This is a genomic window from Chryseobacterium sp. JAH (assembly GCF_001507335.1).
GTDB lineage: Bacteria > Bacteroidota > Bacteroidia > Flavobacteriales > Weeksellaceae > Chryseobacterium.
Genome location: NZ_LMAH01000001.1, coordinates 673592 through 693858 on the forward strand (window position 1 = coordinate 673592; position 20267 = coordinate 693858).

Consider the following 20267-nt stretch of genomic DNA (forward strand, 5'->3'; position numbering starts at 1 on the left):
GCTTTAAATGTATAAATTTCCACACTATTTACATACAGTGGTTCTATCTTGACGTTTGAGAATAAATATTACTTTTTTTTAATGTAATTATCTGAAACTTTCTAATTTAGCTTTTAAAATAACTGATCAGCTTTGAGACATTTTATAGCCCTGGTTTTCTTAGTCATTTTGGCTTCATGCGCATCCATAAAAAAGGAAAACAAACGTACTCTATCGACTGTCATTCCCGAAAAACTACATGAAGACATCGATTTTACCTACCTTAAACTTCAGGAAATGCACCCAAAACTGAATTGGTATATTTCAAAAAAAGAATTGGATTATAAATTTGACAGCCTTAAAAAAACAATCAACCGACCGCTTACACCCGTCCAGTTTTATTTTAAGATTCAACCTTTCATTGCGCAAATCAGAGAAGGTCATTTATCTTTAAGAATACCCGCTAAAAAATTTAACAGAAAAGAAATTAAGGTTTTAAAAAATAAAAAAGGTCTTTTCGGTCGTTTTGAATATTTTGTAGAAGATGATCATTTGTACATCATTGAAAATAGAGATTCCCTAGAAAATATAAAACCAGGAACTGAGATTTTAAGTATTAATAAAATACCGGTTTCAGATTATCTTAAAAAATACCGTAAACTAATCAGCAGCGACGGCTATAATACTACCTTTCAGAATTATTATCTGAAAGATGTATTTTTCAATTTTTATGTTGCCGAAAAAGGAATCATGGACAGTGCACAAGTTGAAACCCTTTTTAACAACCAAAGAAAAATTGTGCACCTGAAACGCGAATCGAAAAGCAAAAAAGAACTCGAAAAAGATAAAATTGAAAAAAAACGAACCGAAGAAAAGAAAGTCAATGATTATGTAGTCTCAACGAGTTCCTATAACAGAAATTTCAAATTTCTAGACAAAGACAGCACCATTGCATACATAAAAATTCAGAGTTTTTCGAGGAGTTTTTCTGACCGGTTTTACAAAGAATCATTTGCGAAAATAAAAAATGCAGAATCACCTTACCTCATCATTGACATCCGAAATAATTATGGAGGTTCACTCTATGAAATCAATCAACTGTATTCTTATCTTGCTCCGGAACCATTTGTTTTAATTAAACCTTCGCAAATAACCTCGCGAATTACCCCTTTGAAAACCAATTATTTCAGAAAGTCAAATCCTTTGCAGTACACACTGAAAGGTTTGCTTTACCCTGGATATTTCTTCTCACAGGCTTTCAGTGTCTACAAAGGGAAAAATGGAATTGCTTACTATAAAACGAAAGAAAACAAGCCTACAAAACCGAAGAAAGATTCATTCAAAGGAAAGGTATATGTTTTAATTAACGGCGGAAGTTTTTCCGCTTCATCGATTATTTCATCTAAATTAAAGTTTGACAAACGTGTAACTTTAGTCGGTGAAGAAACTGGCGGAGCAAATGACGGAACGGTTGCAGGGTTTTACTCTTACCAAAAACTTCCCAACTCCAAAATAGATTTACCCATCGGATTGCTTTTGGTTCAGCCGAATATTGATTTTACAAATACAAAAAAAGGTGTAACTCCAGATATTGAAATCATTCAGACGATGCATGATATCTTAGATAGAAAAGATGTTCAGCTGGATTGGGTGAAGGGGGAAATCTCAAAGGAGAAAGAGAAAAGTAAAGTTTCGGACTCATGAAAAAATTAATTCAATCATTAAAAATCATCGCTTACCTGATCATTCTTTGGTGTATAATTCACACCGTCTATGTTGTAGCTGACGGTTTGTATGATGACGGAAGGACAGCTGATGTTGCAGTAATTTTAGGAAATAAAGTAAATGAAGACGGTACATTATCTGCGAGACTTGAAAAGCGTCTCGAAACCGGACTTGAACTTTATCATAATCATCTCATCAAGAAAATAATTGTAAGTGGCGGATTAGGTAAAGAAGGTTTCTACGAAGGGGACAAAATGAAAGAATACCTCATCAAGAATAACGTTTCTGACTCTATAATTATCGTTGATAATAAAGGAAATAATACAAGATTGACTGTCGAAAATACTTTAGCGATTCAGAAAAAGTATCATTTTACAAGTATTATTGTTGTTTCACAGTACTTCCATGTGACACGAACCAAAAAATTATTCAGAGACAAAGGGTTGGAGAATGTAGTCAGTGTAAGTCCGCACTACTTCGAATGGCGGGATTTTTATTCTATCCTGAGAGAATTTCCAGCTTTTTATACACAGTAAGTTTTACAAAGGTTTCGGCGGGCTCAAGAGCCCGCCGAAACCTTTGTAAAATCAAAATCTATTTTTTAAACTCAGCCAAAAGACTTTCAATCTGCTTCACATATTTTCCGTAAAAAATCCTGTACCAATATTTCCCAAGCAGGAAAAGTCCGAAAAGTCCCACAGCAAGCATTGAAATAATTGTCGTTGCCACCTGCAGATCACTCAATGGTTTTCGGTGCGGAAGAAACTCGATAACAATAATCAGTTCACACACGAGAAATGGGACAAAAGAAAGCATAAAGGATAGATAATACTGCTTATTCAGGTCAAACTGATACATCAAATCCTTCAGAGAATCATAAGTTTTCATCATGGGGCTGCTGATGTCTTTGTAAAGTTTAAAAAACTTGCTGAAGAAAAAAGAAACCACAATCACCATTGAAAACAGCAACACCGTCAGGTAAAATTTAAATTTAAAAGGAGCTTCAGCAACCGGAATCCAAACAATCGCAAAGCCAAAAAGCAAGATGCCTACGGTTGACCAAAATTCCATTCTCATATTTCTTCTGATCTTTTCCAACGGAAGATTGATTTTATTTTTATGCTCAATGCTGATTTCGGGTGTTTCGTCTGAAACATCATCATTCCACGTATTTTTAAGGTCGTCTATATTCATAATGTTTTATTTTTAGGTTAGGGTTACGGGATGCGTTGGAGAACTCCAATCCCTATCTCGAAACTATTTATTATTTTAAAATATCTTTCAGTTTGTTTTTCGCGCGGTTCATTTTCACACGTACATTTCCTTCTGAAATTCCCATTTGGTCTGCTATTTCCTTGCCCGAGAAATCTTCCAGATAATAAAAGATAAAAGCTTTGTCTATGGGATTCAGTTGATTAATCGCTTTATACATGACAGAAAGTTTTTCTTCTTTTTCAAGATCGTACTCGTCCTGTACAATTTTATAATCTGTAAAATCCTCGTTGTTGATGAAGCTTCTTTTCTTTTCAGATTTTAAGAAGACAATTGCCGTATTCAGGGCAATTCTATATAGCCAGGTTGAAAATTCACTTTCACCTCTGAAACCGGAATATGCTTTCCAAACCTGATAAGTGATTTCCTGGAAAAGATCGTCTCGGTCGTCTTTATTATCCATGTACATTTTAGAAATCTTAAAAATGATTCCTTTATGCTTTTCGATTTTATGTACAAATTCTTGTTCTAGTGAGATCATGGCTTTCAACTCTATGGAGTTAGTAGTATTTTAAAATAAATGTTACACTATTTTTTGAGTTTATCTAAAAAAACAATCCCTATCTGATGATCAAACCTTTCCAGCTCACTGTTCGCCACGAAATAACCTCAACAAAGTATTATTTCTAAAAAAACATTCAGTATGTACTATATAAGTTCATATAAGCTTTTGTAAAAAAAATCATTGTTAAAAGATACCACATCTCTTATTCACAACTTCGGTGGCGCAAATTTTGTGTTTGCAAAGTCACATCGCAAAAAATATTAATATGCCTTACATTACAAAACAAAACAGCAAAAATTTTGAGCTGTATTACGAAGACTACGGTACCGGCCAACCGATTATTTTAATTCATGGTTGGCCATTGAGTGGTAAATCTTGGGAACTTCAGGTTCCTGTTCTTTTGAAACTCGGCTACCGTGTCATCACTTACGATAGAAGAGGCTTCGGAAAGTCAGCACCAACACTTGACGGATACGACTACAACGGACTGACCGCCGATCTTCACGAATTAATCACACAATTAGAACTTAAAAATATCATCCTTTTCGGCTTCTCAATGGGTGGCGGCGAGGTGGTACGCTACTTAACTAATTACGGTCCTGAAAATGTAGATAAAATTGCACTTATTTCTTCGATTATTCCTATTGTAAAACAGAAAGAAGACAATCCGGATGGCGTTCCTCAGAAAGATTTAGACGGCATTATGGACAATCTGAAAAATGACAGAGTGACTTTCCTTGAAACGTTCCACAAAAACTTTTACAATTACGGACTATTGTCACAGACTGTAAGCCAGGCACAACTAGATTACGACTGGAGCATCGCTTCATGTGCCTCTCCTATCGCAACCATAAAATGTGCTGAAAGCTGGGCAAACACAGATTTTCGTCCCGAATTACAGAATGTAACCGTGAAAACATTAATTGTACATGGTGATGATGATAAAATAGTTCCTATCGCAACCTCAGGAAAACAGGCAGCACAGGCAATTCCAGACAATGATTTTATTGTAATCGAAGGCGCACCTCACGGACTAAATGTGACGCATGCGGATAAGTTAAACAATGTTTTGGTTCAGTTTTTAACAACCAGCTAAAAATATATTCTCAAAAGATAAATGGGCAGTTAAATATTTGACTGCCCATTTTTTTTTATGTTTATTCTGGAATGGGCTGATTCATCCCGATAGTGATAAATTGTATAAATATTTGAGAAACTACTTTCTACTGTAACAAATTATGGATAATGGCAACTGCTTTTCATGCATTACTGCCAACTTTTGCTTTTTAAAATACATGAGGTAAGAACGACAGACACAAGGCAATCATCGTAAACAAATAAAACCTGCCGGAGCAGGTTTTATTTTTATCATCATTCTTTGCCATCAAGATTTTATTTATATTTGGTACACTATTTAAATAATCAAATGAAAGAAGAAAATATAGATAAATTGAATTCTCTGTTTTCAAACTTAAGAACGGAAGAACAAAAACTCAAAGAGAGCCAAGAGAAGCAGAAAAGTGAAGAAGATTTATTTATTGAAAGTTTCAAAAATCTTTGCAGAAACCTCATCGACCCGAAAATGCAGGAGTTCAGAAGAATGCTGAGACAAAACGGCTACGGCTGCAAAATCACCCTGAACGAAGAAAGCAAAAACGGAACTGGAATTAATGCCCAGCCCAATATCAAACTTCAGATCTCCAGAAATGTGGATTCTAATTTTTATACCAACAATAAGTTTCCGCATATTATGTTCACAGCTGATAAATACTATAAAAAAATTGGTATTCATCTGGATACCATTTTCCAGAACGGCACCGGAACAGCAGCATTGAAAGAGCAAACTTATACGCTTGAAAGTCTGGATGATGAAAGCATAGAAAAAGAGATTGTAGATGCGATTGAAAAAATATTAATCAATAAATAAATTAACAAAACCTGCCTCAAAGCAGGTTTTTGCTAATTTGATATATCCTTGAAATGCAGCAAATTAATTTCGAAAAGCCCAAAAAGAATAATTTTATGTCCTTATCCTTCGTCTTCTATGATGAGTCTGTCGAAATAAAGAATGGCGAATGAAAATTTCTCTTTGCTAAATTTTAAAACAAATAATCTGTGCTCAAGAAATTAGAATCATGATCTCTCACTATCGTATTTAGTAAATTCTTATTAGATTCTGTAGATTTTGCCGCAACCAATGATCTGATCGAGAACGAACGAAGCGCATCAAACACGGAAAGTGTACCTTCGGCGGAATCTTTTCTTCCGGTAAATGGAAAAACATCGGGACCACGCTGCGCCTGGCAGTTGATATTTACTCTGCTCACCAGATTCACGAAAGGATCAATCAATTTTGACACTTCCTGAGGATCTTCACTGAAAATACTTACCTGCATCCCATGATCGGCATTCACCTGATAATCGATCGGCTCATCAATCGATTCAAAAGAAACTACGGGAATAACCGGACCGAACTGCTCTTCATGATACAGTTTCATATCACTGTTCACCGGATAAACCACAGCCGGGAAAACAAATGATTCTTCATTATATCCACCGTTTTCATTAAGAACTTTGGCACCTTTTGACAATGCATCTTCAATACATTCCTGAAGATAAGGGGGCTTGTTGACTTCCGGAAGCGGTGTGATTTTCACGTCTTTTTCCCAGGGTAAACCTGCTTTTAATTCTGAAACGGCTTTAGTTAATTTAGTGGTAAACTCCTCAGCAACATCTTTCTGCACAAAAATCAGTTTCAGCGCCGTACAACGCTGTCCGTTGAAAGAAAGTGCCCCGAGAATAATCTCGCTAACAGCAATATCCAGATTGGCATTTTTAGTGACGATAGCTGCATTTTTTGCATCTAAACTTAAAATTGCGCGAAGTCTGTTCACTTTTGGGTGTAGTTTTTTCAGGCCGTTGGCCACTTTACTCGAACCGATAAACGCAAGAACATTCACTTTACCACTCTCCATAATCGGAGTGATAATTTCTGAACCTTTGCCATATAAAGTATTCACCGTCCCTTTCGGGAAAGCTTCTTTGAACGCATTCAGCAATGGATAATGCGCTAAAACTCCGTGTTTAGGAAGTTTAAAGATAATTGTATTCCCCATAATTAATGCAGGAATCAATGTTGTAAAAATTTCGTTTAAAGGATAATTGAAAGGTCCCATGCTTAAAACTACTCCAAGCGGTGCTCTTCTGATCTGAGCAATCGTACCTTCTGCCTGCTGGAAACGTGAAGATTCACGGTCAAGATCTTTTAGAGCATCGATGGTTTGGTTGATATAATCTACCGTGCGGTCAAATTCTTTGGTAGAATCAGGTAAGGTTTTCCCAATTTCCCACATCAGTAATTTAATGATGAGGTCACGCTCTTTGATCATTAAATACACAAATTTCTGCATACACTTAATGCGACCTTCCACAGACATAGTTGGCCACTCACCAAGACCGTTGTTATAGGCTTTCACTGATGCATCAAGAATTTCCATAGCGTCGCCGGGTCCGATATTGGGAATGCTGCCCAACAGTTTTCTTTCTAATCCTTTTTCGGTTCTGATGCATACCGGCGAATGGATTTCGGTAACTTCTCCCTTCCACTCTACCAGTTCGCCATTGAGAAGGTAAACTCTCTGGTGAATCTCCTCAACTTTATATTCTTGCGGAATGTCGTTTTCACTTTTAAAAATGTCCTTAAATGTTTCTGTATTCGCTGAACTCATAAATTGTTTTCTTTTTTTAATAATTTGAAGATTTGAAAGAATAAAGTTAGAGCTAAAGATCGACTTTAGGAATAGCAAACTCATAGATTTGCTCTATTTAATGGTGTTTTGAATTAAAATTAATGTTGCGCTCTGAAAAAAAGAATAATTTTGTTTAAAATAAAATTTATGTTTTCAAAATTAGTTTTCAGTGCATTATTATGCTTCTCAGTATCCACTTTCGCTCAAAGTTCTAATACAGCGAACACCGTAATGATGGGAGGAAAGCCTGTACATACCTATGCAAAATTACCGCCAGTAAATAAGCAGGCTCCAAAATTTACATTGACAGATATTTCGATGAAAGAGCAGACTTTAGAATCTTACAAAGGAAAATTTGTGATTCTCAATATATTCCCGAGCGTCGATACCGGAGTCTGTTCGGCTTCAGTACATCATTTCAACCAAGATGCAGGGAATATTCCGAATACGGTTGTGCTTTGTATTTCTAAAGATTTACCTTTTGCCCAAAAGAGATTCTGCGGTGCAGAAGGGATCAAAAATGTAGTGATGCTTTCAGATTTCCGTTCAGATTTCGGAAAAACCTATGGTGTAGAATTGACAGATTCTGCCATGAAAGGACTTTTAAGCAGAGCTGTGGTTGTGATTGATCCATCAGGGAAGATCGTCTATGAAGAACAGGTTGACGACATTGGCCATGAGCCAAATTATGAAGCTGCGATTAACGCGGTGAAAAATTAAGATTTACATTAAAAATAAATAAACCTCTGGTAATTAATTGCTAGAGGTTCTTTTTTTTGAATTCCAATTCTTTTTCTTAGTTATCAAAATAACTCCATTTTTACCTTTTTCACCATATACTGTCGTTGCAGACTCACCTTTCAGAATATTTATACTTTTTATAGAGTTGGAATCCAGTTCTTTAAACTCCTTCAAACTTATTATTTTTTCATTCATCACTATTAATGGATCTGAGTTACCGGAGATACTTGAATTTGCTTCACCGATCGTCATTTGTCTTTTTTCAGGACTGTCTTTTGTAATGGGAATAAATCCTGGTGATTTGTCTGAAATTTCTGCGATGTTGTTTTTCTGAGGATTTCTCAACGCTTCATCCGATACTACCGTAGATGCACCGACAAACATTCTCTGGGTAGTCACTTTACTAAATGCCGGAAAAATCACTACTTCCCCTATTTCTTCAACCTTTAAAGTATCTATTGATATATTCTGTTGTGCATTTACCGAAACAAAACCTCCAGATGACAGGATAAAACCTACTGCAAATTTTGTAAACAATGAATTGATATAAGAATATTGCAGATTTCTATTGAGCTGTGATTCATAAAAATTACCGCAAATATTTTCTGCAGAAGTTGAAAAAGCCTCGACTATTTCAGCATCAGAAGCTACAGTAAAATCTCTGACTGTTTTAGAACAGACAGAACAAAATCTTCCTTTTTCTTCAGGAGTCATCATTTCCCAGTTTTCTTTACATGGATCTGGTACAGTAATTTTCATTGCCTCTTTTTATATAAAGATGCATAGTTCAGATGAAAGGTTGGAAAGACAGTAGATTTTTCTATAATAAACTTATTTAAAAAATTATAAATGAAAATACCTCGGATCAGGATATTGAAATTTAAAGTCCAGCTCTTTAATCAATTTTACAGGTGAAATCGTTCTTCCAACTGTTGTTCTTTCGCCATCATAAGGTAAATCTTTCTGTGCGTTAATGACTTCTTGTTTATTCGGATGAACAGGTGCAACCACATTATACACTTTAGATTGAGATTGGTTGTTGAGCATCTTTTCAATTACCGAACAGATATCAGCGTAATGGATATGATTGACCAACTGGTTTAAATTGGATAAATCATAATTCTTCAATAATCTTTGATCTCCCATTAACCCTGCTAATCTTAAAATATTAGTTTGAGGGAATTTTTCAAGAATGAAACTTTCACTCTCCACATCTTTCGCAGGCTGATCATCTTCTGTAAATTCTTTTTCCTCCTGAGCATACACTCCTGTAGAACTCGTCAGAAAAAGCTGGCCTTTAAAATCTCCAATAAACTTCAACAAGTTTTCCCGTTTGTCATTCATCGGAATTTGCGCACCTCTGATTCCGGAAAACGGCACGCTGATGATAATCGCATCTAAGTCTGATGCAGCTTCCCATTCTTTCATTTCGGCATCCAGTTCATTTGCGAAGTTGACCATTGTTGCATGGTATCCTTTAGAATGAAATTCTTCAACTTTCGCTTCCGTCGTTGTTGTTGCATATATATCGTATTGATTTGATAAGCGTTCTGCAATCTTATTTCCGAGCCAGCCGCATCCGATGATTCCTAGTTTTTTCATTTTAAACATTTAATATTTTTAATAATTGGTGTGTCGTTTTAAGAATTCTAAAAATATCAATTTATTTCCACAAAGTTTGTCATCCCGTAGGAGCTCAGCATCGTATTAGAAATCATTTCCACTGATTAGTCTTTTAGATTTTTTACCAAATCAAAGATTCGGCCAAGCCAATGAAAAATACTGTTTACATTAAAAATTGTTATCGTGATCAAATAATCAGCCGCACGAAAGTTCCCTTACTCGCGCTTGATGGATTCGACAGTAGATTGAGAACGGAATGGTTATACAATTTGCTTGGTGTAGACTATATCTTATTCGTCTAAGAATTCTCCAGAGTTGCGGTAATAGGATGGTTGGAAATCACAGGATATTTTCCTGACTGAATGTTTGAAATAATTCTTTGAGCCAGAGTCGCAAGATCTGTAGTGCTCAGCTTAGTGAGTGCAATTTTCATACGTTTTGCGTTTTTGATTAATAAATTAATTAGTAATCAAATATAAAAAAATTGAATATTGCAGAATATTTTTGAAAATTTAATTCTTAACTCAAAATCAATAAGTTCTCGACAGGCTCAGACTGACAAATCTAATACAAGATGCATGATTATACTGTGTCAGGTGAGTATGTCGAAAACTTTGCGGTTAACAGCAGTGATTTCAGCAAGCAAAAAAAACCGATCTCGCAGATTTGCAATCCGTAAGCATTTGCAAAAAGATGCAAAAACACGGATTTTAAATCCGCGCCATCTGTGTTTGGAAATAGAGATTAAAATATTTGCGAAAAATATTACAAATCCAATTTTAAAAACTTTAAAATTATTCACATAAAAAAACCTGCCTCACAGCAGGTTTTCATATTTTAAATCATAAACTTCTCGATACGCTTTTTTCAAAAGCTACTCGAAGTGACGAAGTGAAAATCTTATTTAAAATCAATGAATAAATTTCAAAGCTCCGTCAGTTCGAGTGTTTTTCTGAGCAAAGCTTGGAAAAATGTATCGAGAACCCAGTGAACTAAAAATATCTTGTGATTCAACAACTTCTTGATACGAGTTTTTGCAAAACTCTACTCGAAGTGACGGGGACGTTTTTAGTATTTTCAAATTAACCCATTTTCAAATTAAAAAAGATTCTCATCTACAAAATTCGCCAACGTTATTCTCAAATTCGGCTCGCCTTCCATTGCTCTTTTGATGGCAAAATAGCATCTTTTTGCCAAGCTTCTGAAGATGTATTTTTTACTTAATTATTTACTTTTAGTGGTTTTGTGTTTTGAAACTTCTTTTTAAATATGAGTTTAAAAATATCTAATAAAAGAAAAATGAGAATAAAATTTTGCAAGAAACTTCTATAATCAAACTGTACAATTCCCCAATCCATAAAAGCATCTTTTCCTAAAGAATATTTTTTCATATAGAAATATTTTGGAAAACCGGAAGTTTCAATAAGCCAATCATCTGATTTTGAAGATTCAGAATACAACAACCCCAATAACGTAATGACAAAAGCAGTTGCTATCACTTTCCAATCAAACAAAACTTTCCAATTTTGCTTTTTAAATATTAAAATAACAAGAATAATGACAATAAAAACTATCAACAAAAGCAGAAAGTATGTATTTGTAAATTGACTGTGAATATTCATTTTCAAATTAACTCATTTTCAAATTTTCAAATTAAAACAAACTCTCATCCACAAAATTAGGCAGCGTCACCTTCAAATTCGGTTCCGCTTCCATTGCACGTTTAATCGCAAAAACAGCACCTTCATTTCTTGCCCAGCTTCTTCGGGAAATTCCATTGTTGACGTCCCAGAACAGCATAGATTTTAATCTTCTGTCGGCATCATCGCTACCATCGAGCAACATACCGAAACCACCGTTGATGACTTCGCCCCAACCAACGCCACCACCGTTGTGAATGCTCACCCAGGTCGCGCCACGGAAACTGTCGCCAATCACATTGTGAATCGCCATATCTGCCGTAAATCTCGAGCCGTCATAAATGTTGGAAGTCTCTCTGTACGGAGAATCAGTCCCCGAAACATCGTGATGGTCTCTTCCCAAAACCACCGCTCCGATTTCTCCGTTGGCAATGGCTTTGTTGAAGGCTTCAGCGATTTTCATTCTTCCTTCCGCATCGGCGTACAGAATTCTCGCCTGCGAACCAACGACCAGATTGTTTTCCTGAGCGCCTTTAATCCAAGTGATATTGTCTTTCATCTGTTGTTGAATTTCTTCTGGCGATGTTTTGATCATTTCCTCTAAAACCGCACACGCAATATCATCCGTTTTCTGCAAATCTTCCGGTTTTCCGCTGGTACAAATCCAACGGAACGGCCCGAAACCATAATCAAAACACATCGGTCCCATAATATCCTGAACATAAGATGGATATTTGAACTCCCTTCCAATCGTAGGGTTTTCTGACATTACATCAGCTCCGGCTCTGGAAGCTTCGAGTAAAAAGGCATTTCCGTAATCGAAGAAATAGGTACCTTTCGCAGTATGTTTATTGATGGCGGAAGCGTGTCTTCTCAAGGTTTCCTGAACTTTTGCTTTAAATAATTGAGGGTTTTCTGCCATCATCGTATTGGATTCCTCAAAGGTTTGTCCGACCGGATAATAACCGCCCGCCCACGGATTGTGAAGCGAAGTCTGGTCTGAACCAATATCAATTCTTAAATTTTCTTCATCAAATTTCTCCCAGATATCGACGATATTTCCAAGGTAAGCCAGAGAAACCGTTTCCTGATTTTCCTGAGCTTTTCTTACTCTTGCCACCAATTCATCCAGATTTTCGTGGATTTCATTGACCCATTTCTGTTCGTGACGGATTTTGGTAATCTTCGGATTCACTTCGGCAATCACCGTAATGCAACCTGCGATATTTCCGGCTTTTGGCTGAGCTCCGGACATTCCGCCCAAACCTGAAGTGACGAATAATCCGCCTTTTGGTTCTTTGTTGATTTTTCTGAAAGCATTTAAAACGGTAATCGTCGTTCCGTGCACAATTCCCTGCGGACCGATGTACATATAAGATCCTGCCGTCATTTGTCCATACTGCGTAACGCCTAACGCATTGAATTTTTCCCAGTCATCCGGCTTGGAATAATTTGGAATCATCATTCCGTTTGTCACGACCACTCTCGGCGCATCTTTGTGCGAGGGAAACAATCCCATCGGATGACCGGAATACATCGTCAGCGTCTGTTCGTCCGTCATTTCCGAAAGATATTTCATGGTCAGAAGATATTGCGCCCAGTTGCTGAACACCGCACCATTTCCACCGTACGTAATCAGTTCGTGGGGATGTTGCGCCACAGCATAATCCAGATTGTTCTGAATCATCAGCATAATGGCTTTTGCCTGCTCAGATTTTCCGGGATATTCGGCAATGTCTCTTGCTTTCATCTCATAATCCGGACGGAAGCGGTACATATAAATTCTGCCATATTTTTCCAGTTCTTCTCTGAATTCAGGCAACAATTCTGCGTGGAATTTGGGTTCGAAATAGCGTAAAGCGTTTTTCAGAGCGAGGTTTTTCTCTTCATCTGAAAGAATTTCTTTACGTTTCGGTGCGTGGTTGATTTGGGATTCGTATGGTTTTGGCTGAGGTAATTCTGTTGGAATCCCCTGCTGTATCTGTTCCTTGAAAGTCATTATATAGTTGATTGTTGTTGGTTGATTGTTGTTAGCTTTTTTGTGGTTTTAAAGATATTAAAAATGAAAAATATAAACCCAAACATTGTCAGTGGAATTAGAATTCTATTTTCTGGATTCTCACAAATCAAATAAAAGTTCATAGTAACTATCATGAAATTCATTATCGACAATATAAAGTTTGTATGTCTTCGAAGTAGAAAAACAATAAAATAACATAAAAGATAGACTGGATATGTACCATAAAAAATAAGAATGTTGTACACAGGATTTCTCAAAATTCCATCGATATCAATTCCAAAGCTTATTCTTCTATTTACACTATAAGTTTCACCTTCGACTTTTGTTCCAAAAAAATAAAAAAATGCCAATACCAAAATGGGAATGAGAAATACAGCGAAGAAATATTTTGTAAAAAGTTTTCTCATCGTGAAGTTTCGGTTTTCAAAGTTTTAAAGATATTCAAATTAGAAAATTCCTGCAACTTCTCTTTGAAAATATACAAGGTAAGCGAATTCCCCACCTTTGAAACGTGTCAAAAATTCTTCGAATTTTCGCCGGGGTGGTTTGAGCACGCCGTCTTTGTCCTACGCCCCAATCCACCTCTCCAAGGCAGGGGAATTTTGATTCTGATAAGTATTAAAAATAACAAAACCTCACTAACAGTCAATGAGGTTTTAGGTATAATGTTGAAATCTTACTAGCTAACAATATCGTCATTTTCTTCTTCATGATCATCTTCATTATCGCTTCTGCTGTAGAATTCATTTTCTTCATCAGGAAGCTGATCGGTAATCTGTTCAAAATTGTCATCATCTTCAGCACCCGGAATATCTAGGCCGTAAGGCATGCCGTCATTGGCGTGATTAGGATTGATAATAGGATTTCCATCACCATCCAGAGGAATATGTTTTTCTTTATTGAAAATATCTTCTGCCGGATTATAATCCATTTCTTCTAGATTTCTTTCCTGCTCTTCAGTATTGTCATGTGGAGTCATAATATTATTTTTTATTGTTAATAGTAGTGAGACAAAAATGATTCCAACCTTCCATTATTATTGATAAACTTCAGGATTTGCACAATGTGGCATTTTTTCACCTTTAGAAAAAGCAATCAGATTCTCAGCCGCAAACTTTGCCATTCCGTTTCTCGCCTCGACAGTCGCTGAGCCGATGTGCGGTAACACGCAGACGTTTGAAAGGCCCAAAATGGGATCGTCATGCAAAATAGGCTCTGGATTTGTCACATCCAATCCGGCACCCCAAATTTTCTTTTCGATCAAAGCATTGTACAGATCAGTCTGATTATGAAAACCACCTCTTGCCGTATTGACAAAGATTGCATTCGGCTTCATCTTTTCAAAAACTGCTTGATTAAAAAGATCTGCATGCTCCTGTGTGAAACTTGCATGAATACTCAAGACATCCGATTGACTCACCAATTCTTCGAAAGAAACATATTTTGCTCCCAATTCTTTTTCAGCTTCTTCGTTATGACTTCTGTTATGGTAGATAATATTCATATCAAAAGCCTTTTTGCTCTTTTCAGCCATTTCAAAACCTATTCTCCCAAGTCCGAAAACTCCTAAAGTCTTTCCATACAATTCCTGACCTAAAGCATGCAGAGGATCAAAATCTCCCCACTCTCCTGCTTTTACTTTTTCAAAATTAAAACTTGCTCTTCTTGCAACCGATTGCATCAGTAAAAAAGCAATATCCGAAGTGGCTCTGCTCAAAACATCAGGTGTATTTCCCACAGGAATATTTCTTTTATTTGCCTCATCAATATTTACAGCATCAAAACCCACAGAAAATAATGCAATCGCCTTTACATTAGGACAGCTTTCAAAAAAACTCTGGTCATATTTGTTTTGTCCGACATTCAGAATGGCATCAGCATCCTGGCAATATCTTAACCATTCTTCGGGAGATAAATTCTGATTTTCGGGGATCGTTAGATCAAGGCCTGCTTCGTTCAGCATCTGTAGACCGATTTCCGGAATTCTTTTATTAATGAATACTTTCATACTTTTATGATTAATTATTTCAAATAAAAAACCTCACAACTTTTAAAAGTGAGGTTCAGTAATATGGCCAATTACTTCAATTTTCATTCCGAAAAAGTCATTTTAATCTTATTAATTCACCTTTTCGCTTTACAATATTTTTATAATCCCACTGAATTGTTACAGATTTTTCGAGCCATCGCTTCAAATCAGTTTCGTCAATTTCATCTTTATCATTAAAAAAGATGGATGCATCCTGAAATTTCTCTCCTTCAATATTCAATTTTTCTTCACTAAAAGATTTCCCGCTCCAAAACATCAGGCGAATCCCTTTTTTCTGTCTGCTATAGCCCAGAATCGGATTACCTTCGAGAAACCAAACAGGATGAGCATGCCAGATTTTATTTTCTGAATCTCCTAAGTGTGCATCAATAATTTTTGAAAGCAAAGCACAGATCTCCTGATCTGTATCAGATTGCTTTTCGTTGTAATCAAGAATATCGGGATTAATCATATCACTGCATTATTTTTATATAGTTACAAAAACTTTTATGAGTAATAAATCTATGTAATTTTTGGTGAATTAGTTCCATCTCGAAAGAGAAATTGATATCGTATGAAATGTTGATCTGCAATCAAACAATTTTTCCAAAAATTAAAATAACCCAAATTATCAGGACAGCAAAATGCACAAAAGTTGAAAGTCGAGCTTCCCTTTTCATCACAAAAGCTTTTATGCCATTAATGATCAATAAAGTTATGTTGATAATAATGCCACCAAAAACTGATAAAATATCTAGACTGGGCGAGCATGGTCCTGATTTGAATTTTCCAGAAACATTTATTGCAACAATAATCAATAGTAATACGATATAAAATATTATTGATTTTACAGCATTCGTTCTTTCCTGGTTCATCATTAATATCCTTATTTTACTGTTATGAGCAACTTACCATTATTTTACTGATTGGTATTATTTAACATCGGAACAAATTTATAAGCTCCAAATTCTTCCTTTTCAATTTCTGTCGTAGAAATTTTTGTAAACCTGTATAAAACCTGTTCATCAGTGGGACCTAATGGAATAACCATTTTTCCGCCTACTTTTAATTGCTTTAATAATTCTGTCGGTAAAACTGCTGCTCCGCAAGTGACGATAATTTTGTCGAATGGTGCAAAAGTCGGGAGACCGGCAAAACCATCACCGAAACTCTGAAATTTTGGGTACAAATGTAATTCTCTGAATTTCTTTTTAGAATAATCAAATAAATCTTTCTGTCTTTCAACGGTATACACCAATCCTTTCATTGCCAGTAAAACTGCAGTCTGATAACCACAACCCGTACCAATCTCTAAGACTTTTTCGCCTGCTTTTAATTGTAAAAGTTCAGACTGTTCTGCTACTGTCGAGGGATGCGAAATCGTCTGATGCGCCAAAATAGGAAATGCTCGGTCCTCATACGCAAAATCCTCGAAAATACTTTCGATAAAAAGATGTCTCGGAACTTCATTCATCGCCGTTAGCACATGAGGATCTGAAATCCCGATTCTCTGACGGAGATATTCAACCAAAATTTTTCTTTTTCCTTTGTGTACGAATGAATCCTGCATTATTATTCGGTAGTTATTAGGTGTTCGTTAATAGAGTTTTCACAAAAATAGCAAAACAATCAGTATCTATCAACCTAAAACCTATCATCTGTTTCCGATTACCTAAAATTACTATATTTACAAAAATAAAAAACTTATGTTGAAAGCAGGTTTGGTAGGTGCCGGACATTTGGGAAAAATACATTTACGTCTTCTGAATCAGTCAGATAAATATGACTTTATAGGTTTTCATGATAAAGACGTTGAAAACGGTAAAAAACTGGAAGCTGAATTTGGTTATAAATATTTTGAAAATCTTGAAGATTTATTAAGTCAAATCGATATGTTGGATATTGTAACACCAACACTTTACCATTATGATTACGCATTGAAAGCCATTGATAAAGGTCTTCATTTTTTTATTGAAAAGCCGATTACTCAAACGCTTGAACAAGCTCAAGAAATTCTTTATAAATGCCGGGAACACGGTATCAAGGCTCAGGTCGGTCATGTAGAGAGGTACAATCCTGCATTTATCGGAGCCAAAGATTATATTCAGAATCCAATGTTTATTGAAATTCACCGTCTGGCTGAGTTTAATCCTCGTGGGACTGATGTTTCAGTGGTTTTGGATTTAATGATTCACGATTTGGACATCTTGTTAAGTGTTGTAAAATCTAAAGTGAAAAACATTCACGCAAGCGGCGTTTGCGTGGTGAGTAAAAGCCCTGATATCGCTAATGCAAGAATTGAATTTGAAAACGGATGTGTCGCAAATTTGACAACGTCAAGAATCTCAATGAAAGCAATGAGAAAGAGCCGATTTTTCCAAAAAGACGCTTATATTTCTGTAGACTTCTTAGAGAAAAAAGCAGAAGTGATCCGAATGAAAGATGCTCCCGAAAACCCAACTCCGTTTGATATGATTATTGAAAATGCGGAAGGTGAAAAGAACCAGATTTTATTTGAATACCCAAACATTCAGCCTAATAATGCAATTTTAGATGAGCTGAATTCTTTTGCAGATGCGATTCTGGAAGATAAAAATGTGGAAGTTTCTTTGGAAGACGGAACTGAGGCCTTGAAGGTTGCATTGGAAATTATGACACTAATCAGTTAAGTGAAAAAAGGTTTTTTCCTTATAATATTGATACTCGCTGTTGCCTGTAATAAAACTGGCAGCCTCTCTTGTGAGCAACAATATGAAAAAGCCAAAAATGACTTTAACAATAGTAAATTTGTTTATTATGATTATTTGCAATCCGATAAAATTTTTGACAGAAAGGAGTACAGCCGTATACTGAAAGAGAACCATATTACTCTCGACACATTATATTCCCAAGGATGTATACCTTTTTCTCAGACACAAATAAATGAAGACTGTTATAAAAGGATGATGAATAATAATCTACATGCTAAATTTGGAAAGCAGTTTTTCGATAGTTTACGGTTAAAATCTACAATCAAAAAATAATTAAAACGGAATTATCTAATTCCGTTTTTTTGATGAACTTATTTTTAAATGATAATATTTTCAACAATTTTTAAATATATTTGTTACAATCTAAATACTAAAAACTCCCCCATAAATTTAAAATAATCAAAACTATGAGAAGAGCCATCCTATTATCCGCAGTTTTATTGTCTCAATTTGGGACATCACAATTATTAAGAACAGACGGAAAGAAAATCGTTAATGATAAAGGTGTCAATATTCAGTTGAAAGGTCTCGGCTTGGGAGGCTGGATGCTGCAGGAAGGCTACATGCTTAAAACTGCAGATTTTGCCGGTCCGCAATTTAAGATTAAAGAGAAAATTGCAGAACTGATTGGCCAGGAAGGTATGGAAAATTTCTACAAAGCCTATCTGAAAAACGGAATTACAAAACAAGATATAGATTTTTTGGCAAAATCAGGATTTAACTCTGTGCGACTGCCGATGCATTATAATTTGTATACGCTTCCCATCGAAAAAGAAACGGTAAAAGGACAAAATACTTGGCTTGAAGAAGGTTTTAAAATGACAGATGATCTGCTTCAATGGTGTAAAGAAAACAAGATTTATTTGATTTTGGATCTTCATGCGGCTCCTGGCGGACAGGGAAATGATGAAAATATCTCTGACAATGATAAAACAAAACCTTCACTGTGGGCAAGCGAAGATAATCAGAAAAAGACCATTGCGCTTTGGAAGAAGTTAGCCGAAAGATATAAAGATGAACCATGGATTGCAGGTTATGATTTAATCAACGAACCGAATATCAATTTCACGGGAAAAAACCCGAACGGTACAGACGAAATGTCTAATGCACCTCTTTGGAAACTACAAAAAGAAATCACTGAAGCGATCCGTGAGGTAGATAATAAACACATCATCTTTCTCGAAGGCAACGGATGGGGAAATAATTATAACGGATTAATTCCGATCTGGGACAAAAATATGGTATTCAGTTTTCATAAATATTGGAATTATAACAATGATGAGACATTGAAATTTGCGTTAGATCTCAGAGAAAAACACAATATGCCAATCTGGTTAGGAGAAACGGGTGAAAATTCTAATGTTTGGTTTACAGAACTCATCCAGCTTCTGGATAAGCACAATATCGGTTATGCCTTTTGGCCAATGAAAAAAATCGATAATATCGCAGGAATTACCAATGTAAAAATCACTCCCGAATATCAAAGACTTTTAGATTACTGGAAAAACAACGGAGAAAAACCATCCAAAGAATCTGCAACAAAAGCGTTAATGCAGATTGCAGAAAACTACAAATTCAGGAACGTTGAAGTCAAAAATGATGTTATTGATGCCATGTTCAGACAGACAAAAGATGGCTCTACTAAGCCTTTTAAAAATCTACAGGCTCCGGGAAAAATCAACGCAACAGATTATGATTTGGGAAGAATAGGCTCTGCTTACTTAGATAAAGATTTCATCAATCTTTGGGTAAGTGATGCTGCAAAAAGATCAGAATGGAATTCTGGAAATCAGTTGAGAAATGACGGTGTTGATATTTATAAATCAAAAGACAATCAATATTACGTCGGAAAAACAGAAAGCGGAGAATGGCTACAGTACACCATCAATTCTAAAACTGAGAAGACTTATACTTTTGACGTACAATATTCAAGTAAAACTGAAGCAAAAATCGGGATTGAAGATGCTTCAGGAAAACAATTGGGAAGTTTGTCATTAAGTTCAACCGGAGAAAATGAAAACTGGAAAACTGTTTCTGCCAAAGGAATTCATCTTAAAAAAGGAGAAAATAAAATCAGAATTTATTTTGAAAACAATGGCGTAAATTTAAATTCTTTCACATTGAAATAAGAAAATATCTTAAATTGCAAATCCCTTTTCAGCTCTAAAAAGGGATTTTTTTAAAAGCTAAAAAATTAAGAAATCGTAGCGGTTTCTTAATCACAAATACAGACC

At 35.7% G+C, this 20267-nt stretch carries 19 protein-coding genes; 7 read left to right on the plus strand and 12 right to left on the minus strand.

What is annotated here, in order from left to right; genetic code table 11:
* The first annotated feature begins 132 nt into the window (after positions 1 to 132).
* Both AR685_RS03155 and AR685_RS03160 read left to right on the plus strand, forming a co-directional pair.
* Positions 133 to 1683: a S41 family peptidase gene (locus AR685_RS03155; protein ID WP_059123681.1), complete on the plus strand. Its 1551-nt coding sequence runs from the start codon at positions 133 to 135 to the stop codon at positions 1681 to 1683.
* Positions 1680 to 2240, plus strand: coding sequence for a YdcF family protein (locus AR685_RS03160; protein WP_059123682.1), 561 nt, complete (start codon positions 1680 to 1682; stop codon positions 2238 to 2240). Before AR685_RS03155 ends, AR685_RS03160 begins: the two co-directional genes overlap by 4 nt.
* 58 nt (positions 2241 to 2298) lie before the next feature.
* Here AR685_RS03160 and AR685_RS03165 read toward each other — a convergent pair whose 3' ends face one another.
* Positions 2299 to 2898 carry a hypothetical protein gene (locus AR685_RS03165; RefSeq protein ID WP_059123683.1) on the minus strand — a complete coding sequence of 200 codons (600 nt, stop codon included), beginning with the start codon at positions 2896 to 2898 and terminating at the stop codon, positions 2299 to 2301.
* Positions 2899 to 2968: 70 nt separating this feature from the next.
* The gene (locus AR685_RS03170) at positions 2969 to 3457 is read right to left on the minus strand and encodes an RNA polymerase sigma factor (protein ID WP_185096010.1); all 489 of its coding nucleotides are present in this window, start codon (positions 3455 to 3457) and stop codon (positions 2969 to 2971) included.
* A 289-nt stretch (positions 3458 to 3746) separates the two neighbouring features.
* Between AR685_RS03170 and AR685_RS03175 the strand changes: the two genes are divergently transcribed.
* Both AR685_RS03175 and AR685_RS03180 read left to right on the plus strand, forming a co-directional pair.
* Positions 3747 to 4577: an alpha/beta fold hydrolase gene (locus AR685_RS03175; protein WP_059123684.1), complete on the plus strand. Its 831-nt coding sequence runs from the start codon at positions 3747 to 3749 to the stop codon at positions 4575 to 4577.
* A 330-nt stretch (positions 4578 to 4907) separates the two neighbouring features.
* The gene (locus tag AR685_RS03180; protein ID WP_047446133.1) at positions 4908 to 5408 is read left to right on the plus strand and encodes a hypothetical protein; all 501 of its coding nucleotides are present in this window, start codon (positions 4908 to 4910) and stop codon (positions 5406 to 5408) included.
* A gap of 172 nt (positions 5409 to 5580) precedes the next feature.
* On the opposite strand, the gene AR685_RS03185 is transcribed toward AR685_RS03180, so the two are convergent.
* Entirely contained in the window at positions 5581 to 7209 is a 1629-nt protein-coding gene (locus AR685_RS03185; protein ID WP_059123685.1) for an NADP-dependent glyceraldehyde-3-phosphate dehydrogenase, read from the minus strand.
* 168 nt (positions 7210 to 7377) lie between these two features.
* Here AR685_RS03185 and tpx point away from each other — a divergent pair, with 168 nt between their 5' ends.
* Positions 7378 to 7950, plus strand: coding sequence for a thiol peroxidase (gene tpx, locus AR685_RS03190; protein ID WP_082002144.1), 573 nt, complete (start codon positions 7378 to 7380; stop codon positions 7948 to 7950).
* 33 nt (positions 7951 to 7983) lie between these two features.
* On the opposite strand, the gene AR685_RS03195 is transcribed toward tpx, so the two are convergent.
* The 9 genes from AR685_RS03195 to AR685_RS03240 form a co-directional block, all read right to left on the minus strand.
* On the minus strand, positions 7984 to 8730 hold the full coding sequence (locus tag AR685_RS03195) for a TonB-dependent receptor plug domain-containing protein (protein WP_059123686.1): 747 nt from the start codon (positions 8728 to 8730) through the stop codon (positions 7984 to 7986).
* Positions 8731 to 8814: 84 nt separating this feature from the next.
* On the minus strand, positions 8815 to 9573 hold the full coding sequence (locus AR685_RS03200) for an NAD(P)-binding domain-containing protein (protein ID WP_059123775.1): 759 nt from the start codon (positions 9571 to 9573) through the stop codon (positions 8815 to 8817).
* A gap of 319 nt (positions 9574 to 9892) precedes the next feature.
* On the minus strand, positions 9893 to 10027 hold the full coding sequence (locus tag AR685_RS18315; RefSeq protein WP_262483871.1) for a hypothetical protein: 135 nt from the start codon (positions 10025 to 10027) through the stop codon (positions 9893 to 9895).
* Between the two features lie 787 nt (positions 10028 to 10814).
* A complete protein-coding gene (locus AR685_RS03205; protein ID WP_228376379.1) occupies positions 10815 to 11108 on the minus strand; it encodes a hypothetical protein in 294 nt (97 codons plus the stop codon).
* Positions 11109 to 11247: 139 nt separating this feature from the next.
* Entirely contained in the window at positions 11248 to 13233 is a 1986-nt protein-coding gene (locus AR685_RS03210; protein WP_059123688.1) for a urocanate hydratase, read from the minus strand.
* Positions 13234 to 13933: 700 nt separating this feature from the next.
* Entirely contained in the window at positions 13934 to 14233 is a 300-nt protein-coding gene (locus tag AR685_RS03220; RefSeq protein ID WP_047446118.1) for a hypothetical protein, read from the minus strand.
* A 57-nt stretch (positions 14234 to 14290) separates the two neighbouring features.
* Entirely contained in the window at positions 14291 to 15262 is a 972-nt protein-coding gene (locus AR685_RS03225; protein ID WP_059123690.1) for a 2-hydroxyacid dehydrogenase, read from the minus strand.
* 97 nt (positions 15263 to 15359) lie between these two features.
* A complete protein-coding gene (locus tag AR685_RS03230) occupies positions 15360 to 15755 on the minus strand; it encodes a DUF1801 domain-containing protein (protein ID WP_059123691.1) in 396 nt (131 codons plus the stop codon).
* Between the two features lie 447 nt (positions 15756 to 16202).
* The gene (locus AR685_RS03240; protein WP_047446110.1) at positions 16203 to 16853 is read right to left on the minus strand and encodes a protein-L-isoaspartate(D-aspartate) O-methyltransferase; all 651 of its coding nucleotides are present in this window, start codon (positions 16851 to 16853) and stop codon (positions 16203 to 16205) included.
* Positions 16854 to 16989: 136 nt separating this feature from the next.
* Between AR685_RS03240 and AR685_RS03245 the strand changes: the two genes are divergently transcribed.
* Both AR685_RS03245 and AR685_RS03255 read left to right on the plus strand, forming a co-directional pair.
* Positions 16990 to 17952, plus strand: a complete 963-nt coding sequence (locus tag AR685_RS03245) for a Gfo/Idh/MocA family protein (RefSeq protein ID WP_059123692.1) — start codon at positions 16990 to 16992, stop codon at positions 17950 to 17952.
* A gap of 488 nt (positions 17953 to 18440) precedes the next feature.
* Complete coding sequence (locus AR685_RS03255; protein ID WP_059123694.1) at positions 18441 to 20162, plus strand: cellulase family glycosylhydrolase; 1722 nt, start codon at positions 18441 to 18443, stop codon at positions 20160 to 20162.
* Positions 20163 to 20267: the final 105 nt, after the last annotated feature.

Coding starts and splice junctions, on each gene's coding strand:
- AR685_RS03160 (WP_059123682.1), top strand. CDS start 1,680: ATGAAAAAATTAATTCAATCATTAAAAATCATCGCTTACCTGATCATT.
- AR685_RS03165 (WP_059123683.1), bottom strand. CDS start 2,898: ATGAATATAGACGACCTTAAAAATACGTGGAATGATGATGTTTCAGAC.
- AR685_RS03170 (WP_185096010.1), bottom strand. CDS start 3,457: ATGATCTCACTAGAACAAGAATTTGTACATAAAATCGAAAAGCATAAA.
- AR685_RS03175 (WP_059123684.1), top strand. CDS start 3,747: ATGCCTTACATTACAAAACAAAACAGCAAAAATTTTGAGCTGTATTAC.
- AR685_RS03180 (WP_047446133.1), top strand. CDS start 4,908: ATGAAAGAAGAAAATATAGATAAATTGAATTCTCTGTTTTCAAACTTA.
- AR685_RS03185 (WP_059123685.1), bottom strand. CDS start 7,209: ATGAGTTCAGCGAATACAGAAACATTTAAGGACATTTTTAAAAGTGAA.
- tpx (WP_082002144.1), top strand. CDS start 7,378: ATGTTTTCAAAATTAGTTTTCAGTGCATTATTATGCTTCTCAGTATCC.
- AR685_RS03195 (WP_059123686.1), bottom strand. CDS start 8,730: ATGAAAATTACTGTACCAGATCCATGTAAAGAAAACTGGGAAATGATG.
- AR685_RS03200 (WP_059123775.1), bottom strand. CDS start 9,573: ATGAAAAAACTAGGAATCATCGGATGCGGCTGGCTCGGAAATAAGATT.
- AR685_RS18315 (WP_262483871.1), bottom strand. CDS start 10,027: ATGAAAATTGCACTCACTAAGCTGAGCACTACAGATCTTGCGACTCTG.
- AR685_RS03210 (WP_059123688.1), bottom strand. CDS start 13,233: ATGACTTTCAAGGAACAGATACAGCAGGGGATTCCAACAGAATTACCT.
- AR685_RS03220 (WP_047446118.1), bottom strand. CDS start 14,233: ATGACTCCACATGACAATACTGAAGAGCAGGAAAGAAATCTAGAAGAA.
- AR685_RS03225 (WP_059123690.1), bottom strand. CDS start 15,262: ATGAAAGTATTCATTAATAAAAGAATTCCGGAAATCGGTCTACAGATG.
- AR685_RS03230 (WP_059123691.1), bottom strand. CDS start 15,755: ATGATTAATCCCGATATTCTTGATTACAACGAAAAGCAATCTGATACA.
- AR685_RS03240 (WP_047446110.1), bottom strand. CDS start 16,853: ATGCAGGATTCATTCGTACACAAAGGAAAAAGAAAAATTTTGGTTGAA.
- AR685_RS03245 (WP_059123692.1), top strand. CDS start 16,990: ATGTTGAAAGCAGGTTTGGTAGGTGCCGGACATTTGGGAAAAATACAT.
- AR685_RS03255 (WP_059123694.1), top strand. CDS start 18,441: ATGAGAAGAGCCATCCTATTATCCGCAGTTTTATTGTCTCAATTTGGG.